Below are 17,924 nucleotides of genomic sequence, written 5' to 3'. Positions count from 1 at the left end.
CCTGCACGGCCCCGGACCGGCCGTCGCGCGTCCGCGGCCCGGTGCGCCTCTTTTGTCACGACCGCCGGGTCGCGGGCGCGGGTGATGCGCGGGTGATGCGCGGGTGGGGCCGTGCAGGGGAGTCCCCGCAGGGGCTGGCGTACGTGCCGGGTTCGTCCGCGTTGCCGGCTTCCGCGCCAGTCCCGAGGAGACGCCCCGGAAGGGCCCCACCCACCCCACCACCGGACAACGCGGCGGCACCCCCGTTGCCGGGCAGCGCATCCCAAGCCCGTCCGGCGCTTGAGGACGGAACCGGTCACCCCGAACCCGGGGTGGGGCGGACGCGGACCCGCCCCGTTGCTGGGCAGCACACTCAAGCCCGTCCGGCGATTGAGGACGGAACCTCCCGCCCCGGACCCGGGGTGGGGTGGACGCGGGCCCGCCCCGTTGCTGGGCAGCACACTCAAGCCCGTCCGGCGATTGAGGACGGAACCGGTCACCCCGGACCGGGGCCCGAGTCCGAGGGGCGGGAGGGGTCCGCAGGGCCGAGGGGTACCGAGGGGCGGAAGGAGGCCGTGCCCTCGGCACAATGAGCAGCATGGCTCCGCACCCCCTGACGGTCGGTTTCGACCTCGATATGACGCTCATCGACTCCCGGCCTGGCATCAAGGCCACCTACCGGGCGCTGTCCGCCGAGACGGGGACGCCGATCGATCTCGACCTGGTCGTCGGCAGGCTCGGACCGCCCGTGGAGCACGAGCTCGCGAACTGGTACCCGGCGCACGCCGTGGCCGCCGCGGCCGACCGATACCGGGAGATCTATCCCGCGTACGCGATCACGCCGAGCCCCGCCCTGCCCGGCGCCCGGGAATCCGTCGAAGCGATCCGCGCGCGGGGCGGCCGGACGATCGTCGTCACCGCGAAGCACACGCCGAACGCCAGGCTCCACCTGGCACACCTGGGAATCGAACCCGACGAGGTCATAGGCAGCCTGTGGGCGGAGCGCAAGGGGGATGCGCTGCGCGAGCACGGCGCGCAGGTGTACGTCGGCGACCACACCGGGGACGTGCGCGGTGCCCGTACCGCCGATGCCCTGTCGGTCGGGGTCACGACGGGCCCGTGCGACGCGGAGGAGCTCCGGGCGTCGGGCGCGGATGTTGTCCTGTCGTCGCTGACGGAGTTCCCGTCCTGGCTGGACGCGTACGCGGCGTAGACGTCTCACTCGTCCTGGGCCCGCTCCTGCCGCTTGGTCGTGCACTCCACCCGGAGCAGCTTCCCGTCCTGCCCGGGCGTCCCGCCGCGCATGGAGTAGGCGCCCCAGCTCTCCGCGTAGAGGGCGACGAGGTACAGCCCTTGCTGGCGTTCGGCCAGTTCCGCCGGCGCCTCGGCGCTCCACTGGAAGGGGGCGGGGATGTGCGGGTTGGTGTCCCACACGCTCAGCCGGATACACAGCACGGTCAGACTCACCGAAAACAGCGACCCCACCGGGGCGATACTCCACACCACACCCGCCGCCCGGGCATCCCTCGTACGCGCCCTCAAGGAGAACCGCTTCCATGGCTGACATCCCCACTGACCTCACCTGGATCCGCGCCGCGCCCGAGGGCGAGGAGGGCCCCGGCCCCTGGATCGAGGTGGCGTACGGGCCGGACGATCTGGTCTATCTCCGGGAGACCAGTGACCCCGAGAACGTCGTGACGACGACCATGACGAAATGGGACGCCTTCACCAAGGGCGTCATGGCCGGCGAGTTCGACCACTTCGCCGAACTCGACGGCGAGGGCCCGGTCACCCCGTCCTGACGTCACGACTCGACGGCACGAACCTCGTCCGGTGTCAGTAGCAGGAGGTTGTTCACGCGCCGGCCGTGGCGACCGCGGCGCCCGATGACGAGGCCGCCCATGTTCTCCGCCTCCTGTCAGTGTTGTGCACTGAATTCGGCATAGCGGAGCGCCAAGCACCCCTGCTTTTCAAGGAACTTGACGGCCGGTGAGCCGAGGCCAACCACGTCGGAATTCAAGAGCCAACGAAATCCGGCCGCTGGCACTTTGCTGCCAGTGCGAGCCCCCTATTCCTGATGTCCGGCCGCAGGAACGTGCCACGGTCGTTGCCGCCGCCTCGACGGCCGGGTTGCACGCGCACTCTCCACCCTGCGGAAAACCGCAGGGTGGAGAGTGCGGAGAACCGCATAAGTTCGACGGCAATCCTCATACCGGCGCTGATCAGCGGTTTCTAGCGTGGTCAATGGATCGCGGCATCTGCCCGCGGCGACCGCCCCCGCAGCCTGGAGATTTCGAATGGACCTCATGACCCTGGCTCTGGCCCAGAAGCCCGCCAGCGGTATCGCGGGCTGGGCAGCCGACCTCGTGGACACCATGGGCGGCCCCGGCGCGGGCTTCGCCATCGCCCTGGAGAACCTCTTCCCACCGCTGCCCAGCGAGGTGATCCTCCCCCTGACCGGCTTCGCGGCCGGACAGGGCGTCATCAGCCTGTTCTCGGCGCTGTTCTGGACCACACTCGGCTCGGTGGTCGGCGCCGCGGTCCTCTACTGGATCGGCATGCTGTTCGGACGAGAGCGTATGCACGCGATCTGGGCCAGGCTGCCGCTGGTCAAGACGTCCGACCTGGAGCGGACGGAGGAGTGGTTCGCCAAGCACGGCACCAAGGCCGTCTTCTTCGGCCGTATGGTGCCGATCTTCCGCAGTCTCATCTCCGTTCCGGCCGGCCTGGAACGCATGCCGATGTCGATCTTCCTGCTGCTCACCACCCTGGGCAGCCTGATCTGGAACTCCGTGCTCGTGCTGGCCGGCTACTGGCTCGGCGATCAGTGGGACCTCGTCGAGACCTACGTCGGGGTCATCAGCAAGGTCGTCCTCGTCCTGGTCGCGGCGGCCCTCGTCCTCTACATCGTGGTCCGCGTGCGCTCCCGCGGCTCCGCCCAGCATCGCCGTACGTCGTGACCAGTCCCCCTCTCACCCCGATCGAACGATCTTGCCCCGGCTGCGCCGCCCGACTAGTCTCGGCGACCGTGCAGGGGGACTCGGCGGACTTCACCACCCGGCCCCTCCCGACGGCGCTCGGACCCGCGCAACCGGGAGGTGAGCCTCCGGCGTTGCCGCGACGGGCCGCCGGCATCCTGCTCGGCTGTCTGACCGCCTTATGCGGACTGCTGTACTTCGCGGTCGTCGGCACCCTCCTCGGCCCCCTTCTGCTGTGGCCGCGCACCCGACGACACGCCCTCGTCGCCCTGATCGCCGGGGCCCGACGGCTGACGGGACTCGAACGCCGGCGCCGCTCGGTCTTCTTCGGGGACCGCTTCCCCGACCGCCCCGTTCCCGACCACCGGATCCTGCGCTACCTCGCCACCCGCACCTACGCCGGTCTGGTCACCGGCATCGTGGTCGGCCTGCTCGGCTTCGGCATCGTCCTGGCGGGGCTGCTCGTCGCGAGCCTTGCGCGGGGCACGCTCGGCTGGCGGGAGCTGCTCACCCAGGGGCTGCTCGGCGGGGTGCTGCTCTTCCTGGACGTACAGGGCCTGGTGTCGCTGGAGGCGCTCGACGCGCGTCTGGCCCGCGAGAGCTTCGGTCCGTCGGAACGCGAGCTGATGCAGCGGCGCATCGACGAACTGGCCACCAGCCGGGCGGCGGTGCTCCAGGCCGTGGACACCGAACGCCGGCGTATCGAGCGGGACCTGCACGACGGGGTGCAGCAGCGTCTGGTGGCGCTGGCCATGCTCCTCGGACGCGTCCGCCGGGGCCGTACGCCCGAACAGGCGGACAGCCTGCTGGAGCAGGCCCACCGGGAGTCGCAGGAGATGCTGACCGAACTGCGGGAAGTGGCCTGGCGGGCCTATCCGACGGCGCTGGACAACCTGGGGCTTCAGGAGGCGCTCGCCGGCGTGTCCGAGCGGTGCAGCATCCCCATCCGGATGGACTACGGCCTCGCCGAGCCGTTGCCCGCCGCAGTCGAGACCGCCGCGTACTTCGTCGTGTCGGAGGCCGTGACCAACGCGGCCAAGCACTCGGCCGCCACGGAGATCCTCGTGAGCGTCCGCGCGTACGGCCCCGTCCTCGTCGTCCGGGTCGAGGACAACGGCGTCGGCGGCGCGAATCCGGCGGGCAGCGGACTGACCGGCCTGCACAGCCGGGTCGGCGCGCTGGACGGCCGGCTGCACGTCCACAGCCCCTCCGGGGGGCCCACCACGATCACCGCGGAGTTGCCGTGCGCGTAATGCTGGCCGAGGACTCGACCCTGCTGCGAGAGGGGCTGGTCCGGCTGCTCACCGAGGAGGGGCACGAGGTCCTCGCCTCGGTGGGAGACGCCGTCGCCCTGCTGCGGGAAGTGGAGGCCCAGCAGCCGGACATGGTCGTCGTGGACATCCGGATGCCCCCCACTCACACGGACGAGGGGCTGCGGGCCGCACTGGAGATCCGCAAGCGGTGGCCCGGCGTCGGGGTCCTGGTGCTGTCCCAGCACATAGAGCGCAACTACGCGGCACAGCTGCTGACCTCGAACGCGGAGCGGGTCGGCTATCTGCTCAAGGACCGGGTCGCACAGGTGGAGGAGTTCCTCGACGCGCTGGAGCGGATTCAGGCGGGTGGCGCCGCCATCGACCCGGAGGTCGTAAGGCAGTTGGTGATCCGTACGACGCACAGCGACCCGCTGGCCCGGCTGACCCCCCGCGAGCGCAGCGTCCTGGAGACGCTGGCCCAGGGGCACACCAACGCGGCCATCTCGGAGAAGCTGCACATCTCCATGAGCACGGTCGAGAAGAACCTCAACGCGATCTTCGACAAGCTCGAACTCGCCCACGCCGCGGGCTACAACCGCCGGATCCTGGCCGTACTGCGGTATCTGGAGTCGTGACGACAACGACGTGCCGGGCAGCGGAGATCCTGCCGCCCGGCACGTCGTTGTCGTCACCGGGTCGTCACTGGAGCGAATACGGGTTCAGAGCGTCGTCGGGCCATTTTCGCCCCTCGAGTTTTGTCGCACCTCGGCAACTAATTGCCAAGGAATGTACACCTTTAATTCGACGAGCTACACTCCGCGATCGGCGAATATTCCAACCCGGAAGCTAGTACACGGCCCTTTGCGGGTGCCGGTGATTCGCACTCCGAACGTAACGGGCCCGGGTTTTCCTGGTTTCCCCAGGGCGGTACGGTTTTCCGCAGGTTTCTCGCTGCGGTTTTCCGTAGGGTCGCACCTGTGGTTTTCCGCATGTTGAGCCTGCGGAAAGCAACGGCCGCCATGACGGTTTACCTCGTATCCGCACGCATGTCGGCGGACCTAGCGTTTTCCCCATCGAGATCCGACCGGCTTCCTGGGCCGGGCCTGCAGCAACGGGGGAAGCAAGGTGCGAAAGAAACCGGCAACGGTACGGATTGCGCGATGGAGCGCCACCCATCCGTGGTCCGCCATCGGTCTGTGGGTCGTGTTCGTCGCCGCGTGCCTCTTCCTGGGCGGAGTGGCGGGTACGAACGCGATCAGCGACGAGGAGTCGGGGGTCCGCGAGTCGGGCCGCGCCGGCAAGATCGTGCACTCCGGCGACTTCCCCGAGAAGGCCGAGGAGAACGTGCTGATCACCGCCGAGGACGGCGGGAAGCTGGACCGGGCCGGTCGAGCCGCGGCGGCGGACGTCGTCAAGCGGATGAAGGCGCTCTCCGGGGTGGAGAGCGTCGGTGAGCCGGTCGCCTCGCCGAACGGCAAGGCGCTGCTGGTGCCGGTCACCATGAAGGGCGACACGGAGAACGCCGACCGGCGGGTCCAGCCGCTGCTCGACGCAAGCGCGGCGGTCCAGAACGCCCACGAAGGCCTTCGGGTCGACGAGGTGGGCACCGGCTCGACGGCCAAGGGGCTGTCGGAGACCCTCGGCGAGGACTTCCAGAAGGCCGAACTGATCAGCCTGCCGCTGACCCTGCTGATCCTGCTCGTCGTCTTCGGCGCGATCATCGCGGCCGGCGTTCCCGTGGTGCTCGCGCTGTCCTGCGTCGGCGCCGCCATCGGGCTGTCCACGCTCGCCTCCCACGTGCTGCCCGAGACCAGCGCCGTCAGCAACGTCATCCTGCTCATGGGCATGGCCGTGGGCGTGGACTACTCGCTCTTCTACCTCAAGCGCGAACGCGAGGAACGCCGCGCCGGGAAGTCCCACGTCGACGCGATCGAGATCGCCGCGGAGACCTCCGGGCACACCGTCGTGGTCTCCGGCACCACCGTGATCGTGGCGATGGCCGGCCTCTACCTGGCCAAAGAGGCGACCTTCGCGTCCCTGGCCACCGGCTCCATCATCGTCGTCGCGGTCGCTGTCCTGGCCTCGCTGACCGTGCTGCCCGCCCTGCTCGGCAAGCTCGGCCGCTGGGTCGACAAGCCGAAGGTGCCCTTCCTGTGGCGGCTGACCATGCGCTCCGGCGAGTCCCGGATGTGGCCCGCGCTGCTGCGTCCCGCGCTGTCCAAGCCGGTCATCACGCTCGTGGTGTCCGTGGGCGTGCTGCTCCTGCTGGCCGTGCCGGCCCTCGACATGAAGCTCAAGCAGCCGGGCTCCGACGATCTGTCCCGTGACATCCCGGTCGTCCAGGCGATGGACCGGCTGACCGCGGCCTTCCCGAGCAAGGGCACCGTGCACCAGGTCGCCGTCCGGGCGCCCACCGCGGAGGCCGGCGAGGTGAAGAGCGCGCTGAAAGGCCTGCTCGGACGCACTGCGGACAACAAGCTGTTCGCGCACGACTCGACGCCGACGATCAAGGAGTCGGCGGACCACCGCGTCCACACCGTCGACGTGGGCACGCCGTACCAGCCCAAGAGCGACGGGGCACGCGAGTCCTTGGACCTGCTGCGCGAGTGGGTGCAGCAGGCGATGGCCAACGTGCCCGACTCCGAGAGCGCGGTCGGCGGCAAGGTGGCGCAGGGTGTGGACTTCACGGGGCACCTGGAGGAGCGGATGCCCTGGGTGGTGGGCTTCGTCCTGCTGCTGACCTTCGTCACCATGGTCCTGATCTTCAGGTCGCCGGCCGTCGCGATCTCCGCGATCCTGCTGAACCTGCTCTCCGCGGCGGCCGCGTTCGGTGTGCTGGTCGGGGTCTTCCAGCACACCTGGGCGGAGAAGATCCTCGACTTCCGCAGCTCGGGCGCGGTCGTCTCGTGGCTGCCGCTCTTCCTGTTCGTGGTGCTGTTCGGCCTGTCGATGGACTACCACGTCTTCGTGGTCAGCCGGATCCGCGAAGCCGCGCTGGCCGGCGCCTCGACCAAGGACGCCGTCCGTGAGGGCATCACCCGCTCGGCGGGCGTGGTGACCAGCGCCGCGATCGTCATGGTCGGGGTGTTCGCGATCTTCGGCACGCTGTCCATGGTGGAGTTCAAACAGCTCGGCGTAGGCCTCGCGGCGGCCATCCTGCTGGACGCCGTGATCATCCGCATCTACGTCCTGCCGGCGCTCATGACGGCGCTCGGCAAGTGGAACTGGTGGCCCGGCGGAATCTCCGGCGATAGCCGCGGCCCCTCGGCCCAGCTCCCGGACCAGGCCGATCCCGCGTGGCATCGCGCCGGGGAGCGGCCGCAGTACGCCCGGTCCACCGCCCCGCAGCAGTACCGGCAGGAAGCGCCCCAGCAGCAGTACGAGCAGGGCGCGTACCAGCAGCCCTACCAGCAAGGCAGCCACCCGCAGCAGCAGTCGCAGCCCGGTCGGCACCGCCGTGATACCTCGCGACCTGACTCCTGCCAGCCGTAGGGCCAGGTCCCTCCGCCGAGGAGGGAGGGTCTCCCGTCGCCCCCGGACGGAGACCCTCCCTCTTCTTCCTTTTCCATGCCTGTGGCGACCGAGAACCATCGCTGGATGAGCAGCTCGCGCCACCCTTTTCGTTTCCTGCTGCTGTCCCGTGAGGTGGGGATCGGACGGTCACGTAGGACGGCTCACGATGTGAGCGGTGGAGAAGAGATCTGCAGGTGTCAGGCCTGGGCAGGATCAAGCCCGTCCAGAGGGGCCGGCCGAAGCGGCCCGCCGGACGCCCCCGGCCCTACCGTTTCGGCGCCCCGGCTCGCGCCGACCGCACCACGCCCGCCGCGGCGATCAGGAACCCCACGCCCATCAGCATGCACAAGGCGTATGCGAAGGACGGGAACGGGTCGGTCCCGAGGAACAGCGGAGCCACCGTGACCAGTGTGGACAGTGCCCCGATGAAGAAAACGATCGCGCCGACGCGGACAAGCCGGTCACCTGCGCCAGAGGGAGGAGTACTCACCCCGCCAGGGTAGTTCCCGCTCCGGAGCAGCCGTCCATTCACCCGGAGTGTGCCGTTTCCGGACAGAGTCCGGATGACCAGGCTTGACGGGGGGTACTGCACCTGTGGAGGCTGCTGCCAGCAGGGGAGCACGACCACTGGACGGCCTGACCTGCTGAGGCTTGGTTCCGGCTTATGGGTTGAGATGGGGTGCGTGCTTTGCCGACTGGCAAGGTCAAATGGTTCAACAGCGAGAAGGGCTTCGGCTTCCTTTCCCGCGACGACGGTGGCGACGTGTTCGTGCACTCGTCGGTGCTCCCTGACGGAGTCGACGCGCTCAAGCCCGGCCAGCGCGTCGAATTCGGCGTCGTCGCAGGTCAGCGCGGAGACCAGGCGCTCTCTGTGGCGATCCTCGACCCGACACCGTCCGTCGCGGCCGCCCAGCGTCGCAAGCCGGACGAGCTCGCATCGATCGTGCAGGACCTGACGACGCTGCTGGAGAACATCACACCGATGCTGGAGCGGGGCCGCTACCCCGACAAGGCGGCCGGCAGGCAGATCGGCGGCCTGCTGCGCGCGGTCGCCGACCAGCTCGACGTCTAGTGCTGTGACCGGAAAGGTTCACCGGCTCGCGGCGCCCGGCACGGCACCTCGCCGTGTTGTCGCATCACCCGAGTACATCCAGTACGCGGGCGATGCTCCGCCTTGCGATGCACCGCACCGGACGCCGCGAGCGTTACGGCAAACCTTTCTGGTCGCAGCACTAGCGCCGCGACGGGGCAAAGCTTGCCGGGAGGGGCACCAGTGCCCCTCCCGGCAGCGGGCGTCCGGCCCGGCCAGGGCCGGACTCAGGCGAACGACAGAGCGTCCGGGCCGAGGGGCGGCACCAGGCCCTCGGCCGCCGCGCGCGTGAGCAGCCCGCGGACCGCCGCATAGCCGTTCTTGCCGAGGTCGGCGGTGAACTCGTTCACGTACAGCCCGATGTGCTGGTCGGCGACGGCCGGGTCCATCTCCTGGGCGTGCTCCAGCACGTACGGCCGTGACATCTCCGGGTCGTCCCACGCCATCCGTACCGACGTGCGGATCGACTCGGCCAGCAGCTTCAGTGTCTCCGCGCCCAGTGACCGCTTGGCGATGATCGCGCCGAGCGGGATCGGCAGCCCGGTCGTGGCCTCCCAGTGCTCGCCCATGTCGGCGAGGCTGTGCAGCCCGTAGTTCCGGTACGTGAAACGCGCCTCGTGGATGACGAGACCGGCGTCCACCTTCCCGTCCCGCACGGCGGGCATGATCTCGTCGAACGGCATGACGACGATCTCGCCGACATTGCCCGGCAGGACATCCGCCGCCCAGAGCCGGAACAGCAGATACGCGGTGGAGCGCTCGCTCGGAACGGCGACGGTCTTCCCCGTCAGATCCGTACCCGGCTCCTTCGTCAGGACGAGCGGCCCGCAGCCGCGGCCCAGCGCACCGCCGCAGGGCAGCAGGGCGTACTCCTCCAGGACCCAGGGCAGCACCGCGTACGACACCTTCAGCACGTCCAGCTCGCCACGCTCGGCCATGCCGTTCGTGATGTCGATGTCGGCGAAGGTGACATCGAGGGCGGGCGCGCCGGGGACCCTGCCGTGCGCCCAGGCGTCGAAGACGAAGGTGTCGTTCGGGCACGGCGAGAAGGCGATCTTCACAGCGGTGCCGGGCTTCGCGGTGCCCTCAGTCGAGTCGGTCATGCTGGGTCCAACCTTCCAGTACGGGGGTGAGCTTCCCGAACGCGTCGGTGAGCGCGGCCAGCGCGTCGCCGATGCGCCAGGCGTCCCGGTCGCGCGGGCCGACGGCATTCGACACGGCCCGGATCTCCAGCACCGGTACGCGCAGCCGGTCGGCTGCCTCGGCGACTCCGAAGCCCTCCATGGCCTCGGCGACGGCGTCCGGATGCGCGCCGCGGAGGGCGGCGGCGCGGGCGGCGCTGCCGGTCACGGTGGAGACGGTGAGGATGTCGCCGGTGACCGCGCCGGTCGCGGCGGCCACGTCCCGTACCAGGGCCGGCGGCGGCTCGAACCGGTCCCGGCCGAAGCCCAGGGCGGTGACGGGCACGAACCCGTCGGGGGTCTCCGCGCCCAGATCGGCGGCGACGATCGCGCTCGCCACGACGAGCGAGCCGACCGGGGCGCCGGGTGCGAACCCGCCGCCGATACCGGCGGAGACCACCAGGCCGTAGGACCCGGAGGCAAGCCCGAACGCGGCGGCGGCGGCCGCTGATGCCGGACCGGCGCCGCCCGCGAGGACATCGACACCGCCGGCGCGGTGCAGCTCGGCGCCCGGTGCCCGGACCACCTCAGGTCCGTCCGTGAACGCACGCGTGACCGCGTCCCGTTCCACCGGGACAGCGGTCACGACGAGCACACGCACGGGGAGGGTCCTCCCGGGTCGGGAGGGGGTCAGCTGGTCTTCACGAAGGTGAAGTGCCAGATGCCCGTGAGCTTCTTGCCCGTGGTCTCCACGATGCTGATCTCCGTCTTGTTCGCGGTCGCACCGGTCTGGCTGGAGAAGAAGGCGCTGCCCGGGATGGACCGGTAGGTCTTCTTGTACGGCTCCTGCTCGGCCTGCTGGCCGTTGATGAAGAGGGTCCAGCCGTTGTCCGCGATCTTCGGGTCGACGCCGAAGCGGACCTTGTCGTCCATCGCGACCTTGACGGTGTGCTCGGCCTTCTTGTTGTTGAGGCAGCCCTGGATCAGCGACTCCTTGATGGCGTCGCCGCCGTTGTAGCAGGTTGCCTCGGCACTCACCGAGTTGTCGCCGACCGTCACGGTGGCGAGCGGCGTCGGCTTTTCGCAGGCGGACAGGACAAGGAGTCCCGCGGATACGGCACCAAGAGCGACGCCGATTCGACGGCCCTTACCGGAGAAGAACGCAACGGTCATGGGCCGAAGGCTATCGGTCGCTCCCGCTCACGCCACGCGGGGGTGCGGCGAGCCGCGCCGAGCCGCACCCAGCAAACCCCGTACGGAGGCTGCCGCACCGAGGGCGAGGATCCCCGCAGCGACCGACATTCCCAGTACGCCGTTGAGGGGGAGGACGATGCCGATACCGCCGCCGACCACCCAGGCCATCTGGAGCAGTGTCTCGGACCGGGCGAACGCCGACGCGCGGACCTCCTCGGGCACGTCGCGCTGGATCATCGCGTCCAGCGACAGCTTGGACAGTGCCTGGGTGAAACCCGCCACAGCGCCGAGCGCGGCGACCATCACGGTGGAGAAGAAGACCGCGGCGAGGACGGCGACACCGAGCGCCAGCCCCAGCACCGAGGCGATGATCACCTCCGGGCCGCGGGCCCGGAGCCAGGAGCCCATCGCCGTGCCGAGGGCGTTGCCGACCCCGGCCGCGACACCGACGATGCCGAGCGAGACGGCCGCGCTCTGCCCGGCGAGCGGGTGCACCCGCAGCAGGAACGCCAGGAAGAAGATCAGGAAGCCGGAGAGCGCGCGGTGCGCGGCATTGGCCTGGAGCCCGTGCAGGACGGACGGCCCGACGGTCCGCAGCCCCAGCCGCTTCTCCTTGTTTCCGTTGGCCCTGGCCCTGCCCTTCTTGCCGTTGGCCCCGGAGGGCCTGGTGCGGACGGAGGGCTGATGGATGTGCGGCTTGACCAACTGGGCGCGGCGTTCGCCCTTCGCCGAGTCGACCTTGTGGGGCAGCGTGAACGCGAGAACGGTGCCGCCGGTGAAGATCAGGCACGCGCCGTAAAGCGGCCAGGGCGCACCGATGGTCTGCAGCCCGGCCCCGATCGGCGCCGCCACACCCGTGGCCAGAAGCCCGGCCAGGGTGACCCGGGAATTGGCCTTCACCAGGGAGAAACGGGGTGGCAGCAGGCGTGGCACGACCGCGCTGCGCACGACCCCGTACGCCTTCGAGGCGACCAGCACGCCCAGTGCCGCCGGATACAGCTCCAGGCCGCCCGTGGCGACCGCGCCCGACATCGTGAGCGCGAGCACCGCACGCGCCAGCATGGCGCCCGCCATCGCGGCGCGGCGGCCGTGCGGCAGACGGTCCAGGAGCGGGCCGATGACCGGGGCGAGGAGAGTGAACGGCGCCATCGTCACGGCGAGGTAGAGGGCGACGCGGCCGCGCGCCTCGTCCGTCGGGACGGAGAAGAACACGGTCGACGCGAGCGCCACCGTGACCATCACGTCGCCCGCGCCGTTCACGGCGTGCAACTCGATCAGTTTGCCGAGTCCGGACTCGCCGGCCCCGTGGGCGTGCGTCGCCTTGCGGATGCCTTTCGCGGTGCCGGTGAACGGCGTGTGCAGGGCATGACCGATCGACCGGGCCGTCCTGCGGAGCGGGCCGGACCCGTCGTGCGACCTGGCGGAAGCCACCTCGACATAGTGCCCCAGCCACTGCGGTAACGAACCGAGAACGGTACGGGGCGCGGGGTTCGCCGCCCTGTCGGGTCAGCGAGCACCCTGCCGACAGGGCATTCCTGCGACTGCTCGGCCCGGACACCGCGGTGGAGAAGCCGTCGTTTGGAACGGGAGGTGGGCGGGGAGCTGCGGAGAGGGTAGCGTGCGTAGCGCGCCCCCGGCGGTTGTTCTTGGCCGCGCGCCTCTCGGCGATCCCGCAGAATGGATAGCAGAAGGCGCGCCCGAGGCAGGCACAACGGGTGCGGACGTCGACGCGGCCCCCAGGTCCGCTCCGCCCGCAACCGTTATGGCCGAAATCGATGGATCTGCTGGCGCACTCGTGAGACGGCGTATGGAGAGAAGCGAGACCTGTGAGTGCTGCTACGACGCGAAGCCGTACTGCCCGTACCCCTGCCCCCGACCGTCTGTGCGCCGAGGCGGTAGACCTCGCGCGCGCGGCGGCCGAGGAAGTGGCCGCGCCGGGGGAGGTCGGTGAGCACGTAGGCCTGGTCTCCGAGGGGGACCGGGTCGTCACGCACTACTTCGAGTGCAAGGAACCCGGCTACAAGGGCTGGCGTTGGGCGGCGACGGTCGCCAGGGCCTCCCGCGCCAAGGTCGTCACGCTCGACGAGGCGGTACTGCTGCCGGGGACCGACGCGCTGCTCGCTCCCGAGTGGGTGCCATGGAGCGAGCGGCTGCGGCCCGGCGACATGGGACCTGGTGATCTGCTGCCGACGGAGGCGGAGGATCTGCGTCTGGAGCCGGGGTACAGCGGCGAGGACGAGCCGGCGCCGAACTCGGTGGCCTCCGAGATGTCGGAGGAGATGGCCGACCTCGTCGACGCGGAGGACGCGGAACTCACGACGCGCCCGGAGGCGACGAGGCGCGGCTCCATCGCCGCGCTCGCGGAAGAGCTCGGCATGCGGCGGGCACGGGTGCTGTCCCGGTACGGGCTGCATACTGCGGCCGACCGCTGGGAAGAGGCATTCGGCCCGAAGACGCCGATGGCTCAGGCGGCACCGGCATCCTGTGTCACCTGCGCCTTCCTGGTGCCGCTGGCGGGTTCGCTGCGGCAGGCCTTCGGCGTGTGCGCGAACGAGTTCGGCCCGGCGGACGGTCATGTGGTCTCCCTCTCGTACGGCTGCGGTGGGCACTCGGAGGCAGCGGTGATGCCGAAGCCGCCGAAGCCGACGCCGCACGCGCTGGACACGATGCAGGTGGACGAGTACCCGCTGCGCCCGGCGCGGGACAGCGGATCGGTTCCGGTGGAACCGGATGAGCCGTCGGAGGACCTGGGCCACTCCTGACGCTCCTGGCCGCTGGGGGGCCGGGTTCGCGGTACCCGGGGGTCGCGTGCTGCGGTGCGGTCCCGGGGCTCCCGGTGGTGGTGTTGTCCTCAAGCGCGGGACGGGCTCGGTGCGGGTTCCGGATGGGTTTGCGGGTGCGGCTCGGTGGTCGTGTTGTCCTCAAGCGCCGGACGGGCTGGATGTGGCTGGGGTCGCGTGCTGCGGTGCGGTCCCGGGGCTCCCGGTGGTGGTGTTGTCCTCAAGCGCGGGACGGGCTCGGTGTGGGTTCCGGGTGTGGCCCGGTGGGCGTGTGTCCTCGAGCGCCGGGCGGGCTGGATGTGGCCGGGTGCGTTCCTCGGGGGCGGAATCGAGCCCGGTCCGGCGGCTGAGGACAAGGCGTCGAGGATTTGCCGGGTTCGCAGCCCCCCGCCGTCGCTTTCGGCTCGGCGAGAAGGTCCCCCGTGCCCTGACGGGGATGTGACCCGGGCGGTGCCGCGCCGGGGCATTTCGCGCATGTGCGGCGATGGAGGACAAGGGTGGCGCCCCACCGCCGCGCCACGCAGGATTGCCGGTCGCGGTACCTTCGGGCGCACACTGGCGGCACGGGTGTACGCGCACGCAGGCGCACACACCCCCGCCGCACACGGGTAACGCGTCACCGGACAGAGCGGAGTCAGAGCGTGAGCATGAATGCGACCGAGGGGGCCGATCCGTTCGGGACGGCACGGCTGCGGCGCGGCGTGCTCCACGCCTGGGGCGCCGCTCCGGCCCGGTTCCGGGAGGACGCCAACGCCGAGGAGGACCTCGCGCTCGGCGGCTACCGCGACCGCCTCGTCGTCGAGCTCGCCCAGAACGCCGCCGATGCGGCCGCTCGCGCCGGCGTCCCCGGCCGGCTCCGTCTCACCCTTCACCCCGCCTCGGACACCGGACCCGCCGTCCTCGCCGCCGCCAACACCGGCGCCCCCCTCGACGCCACCGGCGTCGAATCGCTCAGCACGCTCCGCGCCTCCGCCAAGCGCGAGGGTCACGAGTCCGCCGTCGGCAGGTTCGGCGTCGGGTTCGCCGCCGTCCTCGCGGTCAGCGACGAGCCCGCCGTCATCGGCCGGCACGGCGGCGTCCGCTGGTCCCTCGCCGAGGCCCGTGACCTCGCCCGCGAGGCCGCCGTCGGCAGCCCGGGCCTCGGTGACGAACTCCGCCGCCGCGACGGCCACGTACCGCTGCTGCGTCTTCCGCTGCCCGCCGAGGGCACCGCACCGGACGGGTACGACACCGTCGTCGTCCTGCCGCTGCGCGACGGCGTCGCCGAGGACCTCGTCGGGCGGCTGCTCGACGCCGTCGACGACGCGCTCCTCCTGACGCTCGGCGGTCTCGAAGAGGTCGTCATCGACACCCCCGAGGACCTGCGGACGCTGCGCCGCTCCCAGCAGGGCCCGTACACACACATCGACGACTCCGCGTACGGCACGAACCGCTGGCGCACCGTCGCCCAGCACGGGCCGATCGAACCGGCCCTGCTCGCCGACCGCCCGCTGGAGGAACGGCTGCGCCCGCACTGGTCGGTGACCTGGGCGGTGCCCGTGGACGTGGAAGGGGCGCCGGTGTACCCCCGTACCGCCCCTGTCGTCCACGCGCCGACCCCCACCGACGAGCCCCTCGGCGTCCCCGCCCTGCTCATCGCGTCACTGCCGCTCGACACCACCCGCCGTCACCCCGCGCCCGGCCCGCTCACCGACTTCCTGGTGCAGCGCGCGGCCGACGCGTACGCCGAACTGCTTGCCGACTGGCATCCGGTGTCCGTCGCCACGCTCGACCTCGTGCCCGGCCCGCTCGGCAAGGGCGCACTGGACGGTGCCGTGCGCGGCGCGATCCTGGACCGGCTGGCGCGCGTCGCGTTCCTGGAGCCCGCCGCCCCGCGCGACGCCGCCTCCGAACCCGAGCAGTGGGACACCTGGGACGCCGGGGCGGAGAGCGTCCGCGTGGCCACCACCGCGCTGCGGCCGATCGAGGCAGAGGTCGTGGAGGGGGTGGGCGCCGAGACCGTTCAGGTGCTGGCCGAGGTGCTGCCGTGCCTGCTGCCCGCGGGACTTGAGCGCCGGAGCGAACTGCGTACCCTCGGGGTCGCCCGGGTCCCGCTGACCGAGGCGATCGACCGGCTCGCCGGTCTGGAGCGCGAACCCGCCTGGTGGCGGCGGCTGTACGACAGCCTGTCGGGAATCGACCCCGACCGGCTCTCCGGACTCCCGGTCCCGCTGGCCGGAGCGGTGGAGAACGCGGTGGGCGCCCCCGGCATCGCGCCACCCCGCACCGCCATCGGCCCCCGCCAGGTTCTCCTGCCGCTCCCCGACGCCCTCACCGGCCCGGTCCTGGGCCGGCTGGCCCGGCTCGGGCTGAAGGTCGCGCATCCGGATGCCGCCCATCCGCTCCTGGAGAAGCTGGGCGCCCTGCCCGCCACCCCGCGCGCGGTGCTGACGACCCCTCAGGTGCGTGCGGCCGTCGCCGGTTCGCTGGACGCCGGAGAGGTGTGGGACGAGGACGCGCTGGACGCGGAAGAGCTCGCGGACACCGTCCTCACGCTCGTCCGGGACGCCGACCTCGAGCCGGGCGACGAACCCTGGCTTGGTGCGCTCGCCCTCCCCGACGAGGACGGTGAGCCCGCACCTGCCGGTGAACTCGTGCTGCCGGGAAGCCCGTTCGCGAGCATCATGCGGGAGGGCGAACTCGCGCTCTGCGACGAGGAGCTGGCGGACCGCTGGGGTGAGCAGCCGCTGACCGCCTGCGGGGTGCTGGCCACCTTCGCGCTCGTCCGGGCCACCGATGTCGTCCTCGATCCCGACGAACTGGAGCCACGCGAAGGCGACTTCGCCGAACCCGACGACGCGGGACTGCTCGACGCCGTCGACGTGTGGTGCGAGGACATTCTCGACCAGCTGCACTTGAGTCTGCCGCCGCGCAGCGGTGACGACGAGGGGTGGTGGTCCGAAGACGGGCGGGTCTCCGTGCCGCCCGTCGCCACCGAACTCGTCGCCGTCCGCGACCTCGACCTCGTCGACGACGACGCGTGGCCGCAGGCGCTCGCCCTGCTCTCCCGGCCGCCGCTGCGCGACGCGCTGACCCAGCCGGTGCGGGTGCTGCTCCCGGACGGCACGACCCAGTCCGTGCGCCCGTACACCGCTTGGTGGCTGCGCGACCATCCGGTGCTCGACGGCCGCCGCCCGGCGGGGCTGCGGGCCGCCGGTGGCGACCCGCGGCTGTCCGGGCTGTACGACTCCACCGATGCGACCGGCTTCGACGACGCCCAGGTGCTGCACGCCCTCGGTGTACGGACCTCCGTCGCCGCGCTCCTCGACGAGCCGGGCGGTGCGGCGGAACTCCTCGGCCGGCTCGCGGACGAGGACCGCCCAGTCGGCTCCGTACAACTCCACGAGCTGTACACGGCCCTGGCCGATCTCGACCCGGAACAGGTCACGCTGCCCGACGAGCTGCGGGCCGTGGTCGGTGGCGAGGTACGGGTCGTCGACGCGGCCGACGCGCTGATCGCGGACGCCCCCGACCTGCTGCCACTGACGGGCAGCCTGCCGCTCCTGCCGGTGGCCCCGGCGCGCGCCGCGGAACTGGCCGAGCTGTTCCAGGTGCGGCGGCTCGGCGAGACCGTCGAGGCGGAGGTGACGACGGACGGCGAGGAGCACCGGGTGCCGGAGTCGGTACGGATCCTGCTCGGCTCCGGTACCCCGGACACGTACGTCGAACACGGCGAACTCCGTGCGGGCGGCGTCGAGCTGGACTGGCGCCGCACCCCGGACGGGACTGTTCACGCCTCGACGCTGGAGGGTGTCGCGGCGGGGCTGGCCTGGGCGGCGGGCCAGTGGCCACGCCGTTTCGAGGTCGCGGCTCTGCTGCAGGACCCGTCGCGCACGGAGGAGTTGGCGCGCGACCGCTGGTTCGACTGACAGGGCGGAGGGGGCGGAACGCGCCAATACCCGGGCAGGGTCACGTATTCGCAAAAATCCCCACGGGTCACACAACCGTTTACGTGCCCCAAGGGTCTCGATCTGTGA

The 17,924-nt window shown here is 71.2% G+C and carries 15 protein-coding genes; 9 read left to right on the top strand and 6 right to left on the bottom strand.

All coding sequences use genetic code 11. The annotated features are described in order from the left end of the window. Nucleotides 1-577 precede the first annotated feature (577 nt). Nucleotides 578-1,192, top strand: a complete 615-nt coding sequence (locus tag ACIBB8_RS13655) for an HAD family hydrolase (RefSeq protein ID WP_398951576.1) — start codon at nt 578-580, stop codon at nt 1,190-1,192. A 5-nt stretch (nt 1,193-1,197) separates the two neighbouring features. On the opposite strand, the gene ACIBB8_RS13650 is transcribed toward ACIBB8_RS13655, so the two are convergent. Further along, nucleotides 1,198-1,446 (bottom strand): hypothetical protein, encoded by a 249-nt coding sequence (locus tag ACIBB8_RS13650; protein WP_398951574.1) that lies wholly within the window; start codon nt 1,444-1,446, stop codon nt 1,198-1,200. An 89-nt stretch (nt 1,447-1,535) separates the two neighbouring features. On the opposite strand from ACIBB8_RS13650, the gene ACIBB8_RS13645 reads away from it, so the two are divergent. From ACIBB8_RS13645 to ACIBB8_RS13625, 5 genes are all read left to right on the top strand, one after another. After that, a complete protein-coding gene (locus ACIBB8_RS13645; protein ID WP_398951572.1) occupies nt 1,536-1,781 on the top strand; it encodes a DUF397 domain-containing protein in 246 nt (81 codons plus the stop codon). A gap of 495 nt (nt 1,782-2,276) precedes the next feature. Further along, nucleotides 2,277-2,939 (top strand): DedA family protein, encoded by a 663-nt coding sequence (locus tag ACIBB8_RS13640; RefSeq protein WP_398951570.1) that lies wholly within the window; start codon nt 2,277-2,279, stop codon nt 2,937-2,939. A gap of 68 nt (nt 2,940-3,007) precedes the next feature. Next, nucleotides 3,008-4,210: a sensor histidine kinase gene (locus ACIBB8_RS13635; protein WP_398951568.1), complete on the top strand. Its 1,203-nt coding sequence runs from the start codon at nt 3,008-3,010 to the stop codon at nt 4,208-4,210. Further along, nucleotides 4,210-4,845: a response regulator gene (locus ACIBB8_RS13630; protein WP_398951604.1), complete on the top strand. Its 636-nt coding sequence runs from the start codon at nt 4,210-4,212 to the stop codon at nt 4,843-4,845. The genes ACIBB8_RS13635 and ACIBB8_RS13630 overlap by 1 nt, the downstream gene beginning before the upstream one ends. 490 nt (nt 4,846-5,335) lie before the next feature. Then, entirely contained in the window at nt 5,336-7,702 is a 2,367-nt protein-coding gene (locus ACIBB8_RS13625) for an MMPL family transporter (protein WP_398951566.1), read from the top strand. Between the two features lie 286 nt (nt 7,703-7,988). On the opposite strand, the gene ACIBB8_RS13620 is transcribed toward ACIBB8_RS13625, so the two are convergent. Further along, nucleotides 7,989-8,213, bottom strand: coding sequence for a hypothetical protein (locus ACIBB8_RS13620; RefSeq protein ID WP_398951564.1), 225 nt, complete (start codon nt 8,211-8,213; stop codon nt 7,989-7,991). A 198-nt stretch (nt 8,214-8,411) separates the two neighbouring features. Between ACIBB8_RS13620 and ACIBB8_RS13615 the strand changes: the two genes are divergently transcribed. Further along, a complete protein-coding gene (locus ACIBB8_RS13615) occupies nt 8,412-8,795 on the top strand; it encodes a cold-shock protein (RefSeq protein WP_358863230.1) in 384 nt (127 codons plus the stop codon). Nucleotides 8,796-9,040: 245 nt separating this feature from the next. On the opposite strand, the gene ACIBB8_RS13610 is transcribed toward ACIBB8_RS13615, so the two are convergent. Genes ACIBB8_RS13610 through ACIBB8_RS13595 form a run of 4 tightly spaced genes read right to left on the bottom strand, consistent with a single transcriptional unit; the run spans nt 9,041 to nt 12,559 of the window. Further along, complete coding sequence (locus ACIBB8_RS13610) at nt 9,041-9,916, bottom strand: 1,4-dihydroxy-6-naphthoate synthase (RefSeq protein WP_398951562.1); 876 nt, start codon at nt 9,914-9,916, stop codon at nt 9,041-9,043. Further along, nucleotides 9,900-10,595, bottom strand: a complete 696-nt coding sequence (locus tag ACIBB8_RS13605) for a futalosine hydrolase (RefSeq protein WP_398951560.1) — start codon at nt 10,593-10,595, stop codon at nt 9,900-9,902. Before ACIBB8_RS13605 ends, ACIBB8_RS13610 begins: the two co-directional genes overlap by 17 nt. A 29-nt stretch (nt 10,596-10,624) precedes the next feature. Further along, nucleotides 10,625-11,107: a DUF2771 domain-containing protein gene (locus ACIBB8_RS13600; RefSeq protein ID WP_398951558.1), complete on the bottom strand. Its 483-nt coding sequence runs from the start codon at nt 11,105-11,107 to the stop codon at nt 10,625-10,627. Between the two features lie 27 nt (nt 11,108-11,134). Then, nucleotides 11,135-12,559, bottom strand: coding sequence for an MFS transporter (locus ACIBB8_RS13595; protein ID WP_398951556.1), 1,425 nt, complete (start codon nt 12,557-12,559; stop codon nt 11,135-11,137). A 395-nt stretch (nt 12,560-12,954) separates the two neighbouring features. Here ACIBB8_RS13595 and ACIBB8_RS13590 point away from each other — a divergent pair, with 395 nt between their 5' ends. Beyond that, nucleotides 12,955-13,890, top strand: a complete 936-nt coding sequence (locus ACIBB8_RS13590; RefSeq protein WP_398951554.1) for a DUF3027 domain-containing protein — start codon at nt 12,955-12,957, stop codon at nt 13,888-13,890. Between the two features lie 665 nt (nt 13,891-14,555). Next, nucleotides 14,556-17,816: a sacsin N-terminal ATP-binding-like domain-containing protein gene (locus tag ACIBB8_RS13585; RefSeq protein WP_398951602.1), complete on the top strand. Its 3,261-nt coding sequence runs from the start codon at nt 14,556-14,558 to the stop codon at nt 17,814-17,816. Nucleotides 17,817-17,924 lie beyond the last annotated feature (108 nt).

Source organism: Streptomyces sp. NPDC051286, from assembly GCF_044455345.1.
Lineage (GTDB): Bacteria > Actinomycetota > Actinomycetes > Streptomycetales > Streptomycetaceae > Streptomyces.
This window is presented reverse-complemented; position numbering and strand designations above follow the sequence as displayed.

Excerpts from the sequence above, each read along its gene's own strand:
- ACIBB8_RS13655 (WP_398951576.1), top strand. The coding sequence starts at position 578 with ATGGCTCCGCACCCCCTGACGGTCGGTTTCGACCTCGATATGACGCTC.
- ACIBB8_RS13645 (WP_398951572.1), top strand. The coding sequence starts at position 1,536 with ATGGCTGACATCCCCACTGACCTCACCTGGATCCGCGCCGCGCCCGAG.
- ACIBB8_RS13640 (WP_398951570.1), top strand. The coding sequence starts at position 2,277 with ATGGACCTCATGACCCTGGCTCTGGCCCAGAAGCCCGCCAGCGGTATC.
- ACIBB8_RS13630 (WP_398951604.1), top strand. The coding sequence starts at position 4,210 with ATGCTGGCCGAGGACTCGACCCTGCTGCGAGAGGGGCTGGTCCGGCTG.
- ACIBB8_RS13610 (WP_398951562.1), bottom strand. The coding sequence starts at position 9,916 with ATGACCGACTCGACTGAGGGCACCGCGAAGCCCGGCACCGCTGTGAAG.
- ACIBB8_RS13600 (WP_398951558.1), bottom strand. The coding sequence starts at position 11,107 with ATGACCGTTGCGTTCTTCTCCGGTAAGGGCCGTCGAATCGGCGTCGCT.
- ACIBB8_RS13585 (WP_398951602.1), top strand. The coding sequence starts at position 14,556 with ATGAATGCGACCGAGGGGGCCGATCCGTTCGGGACGGCACGGCTGCGG.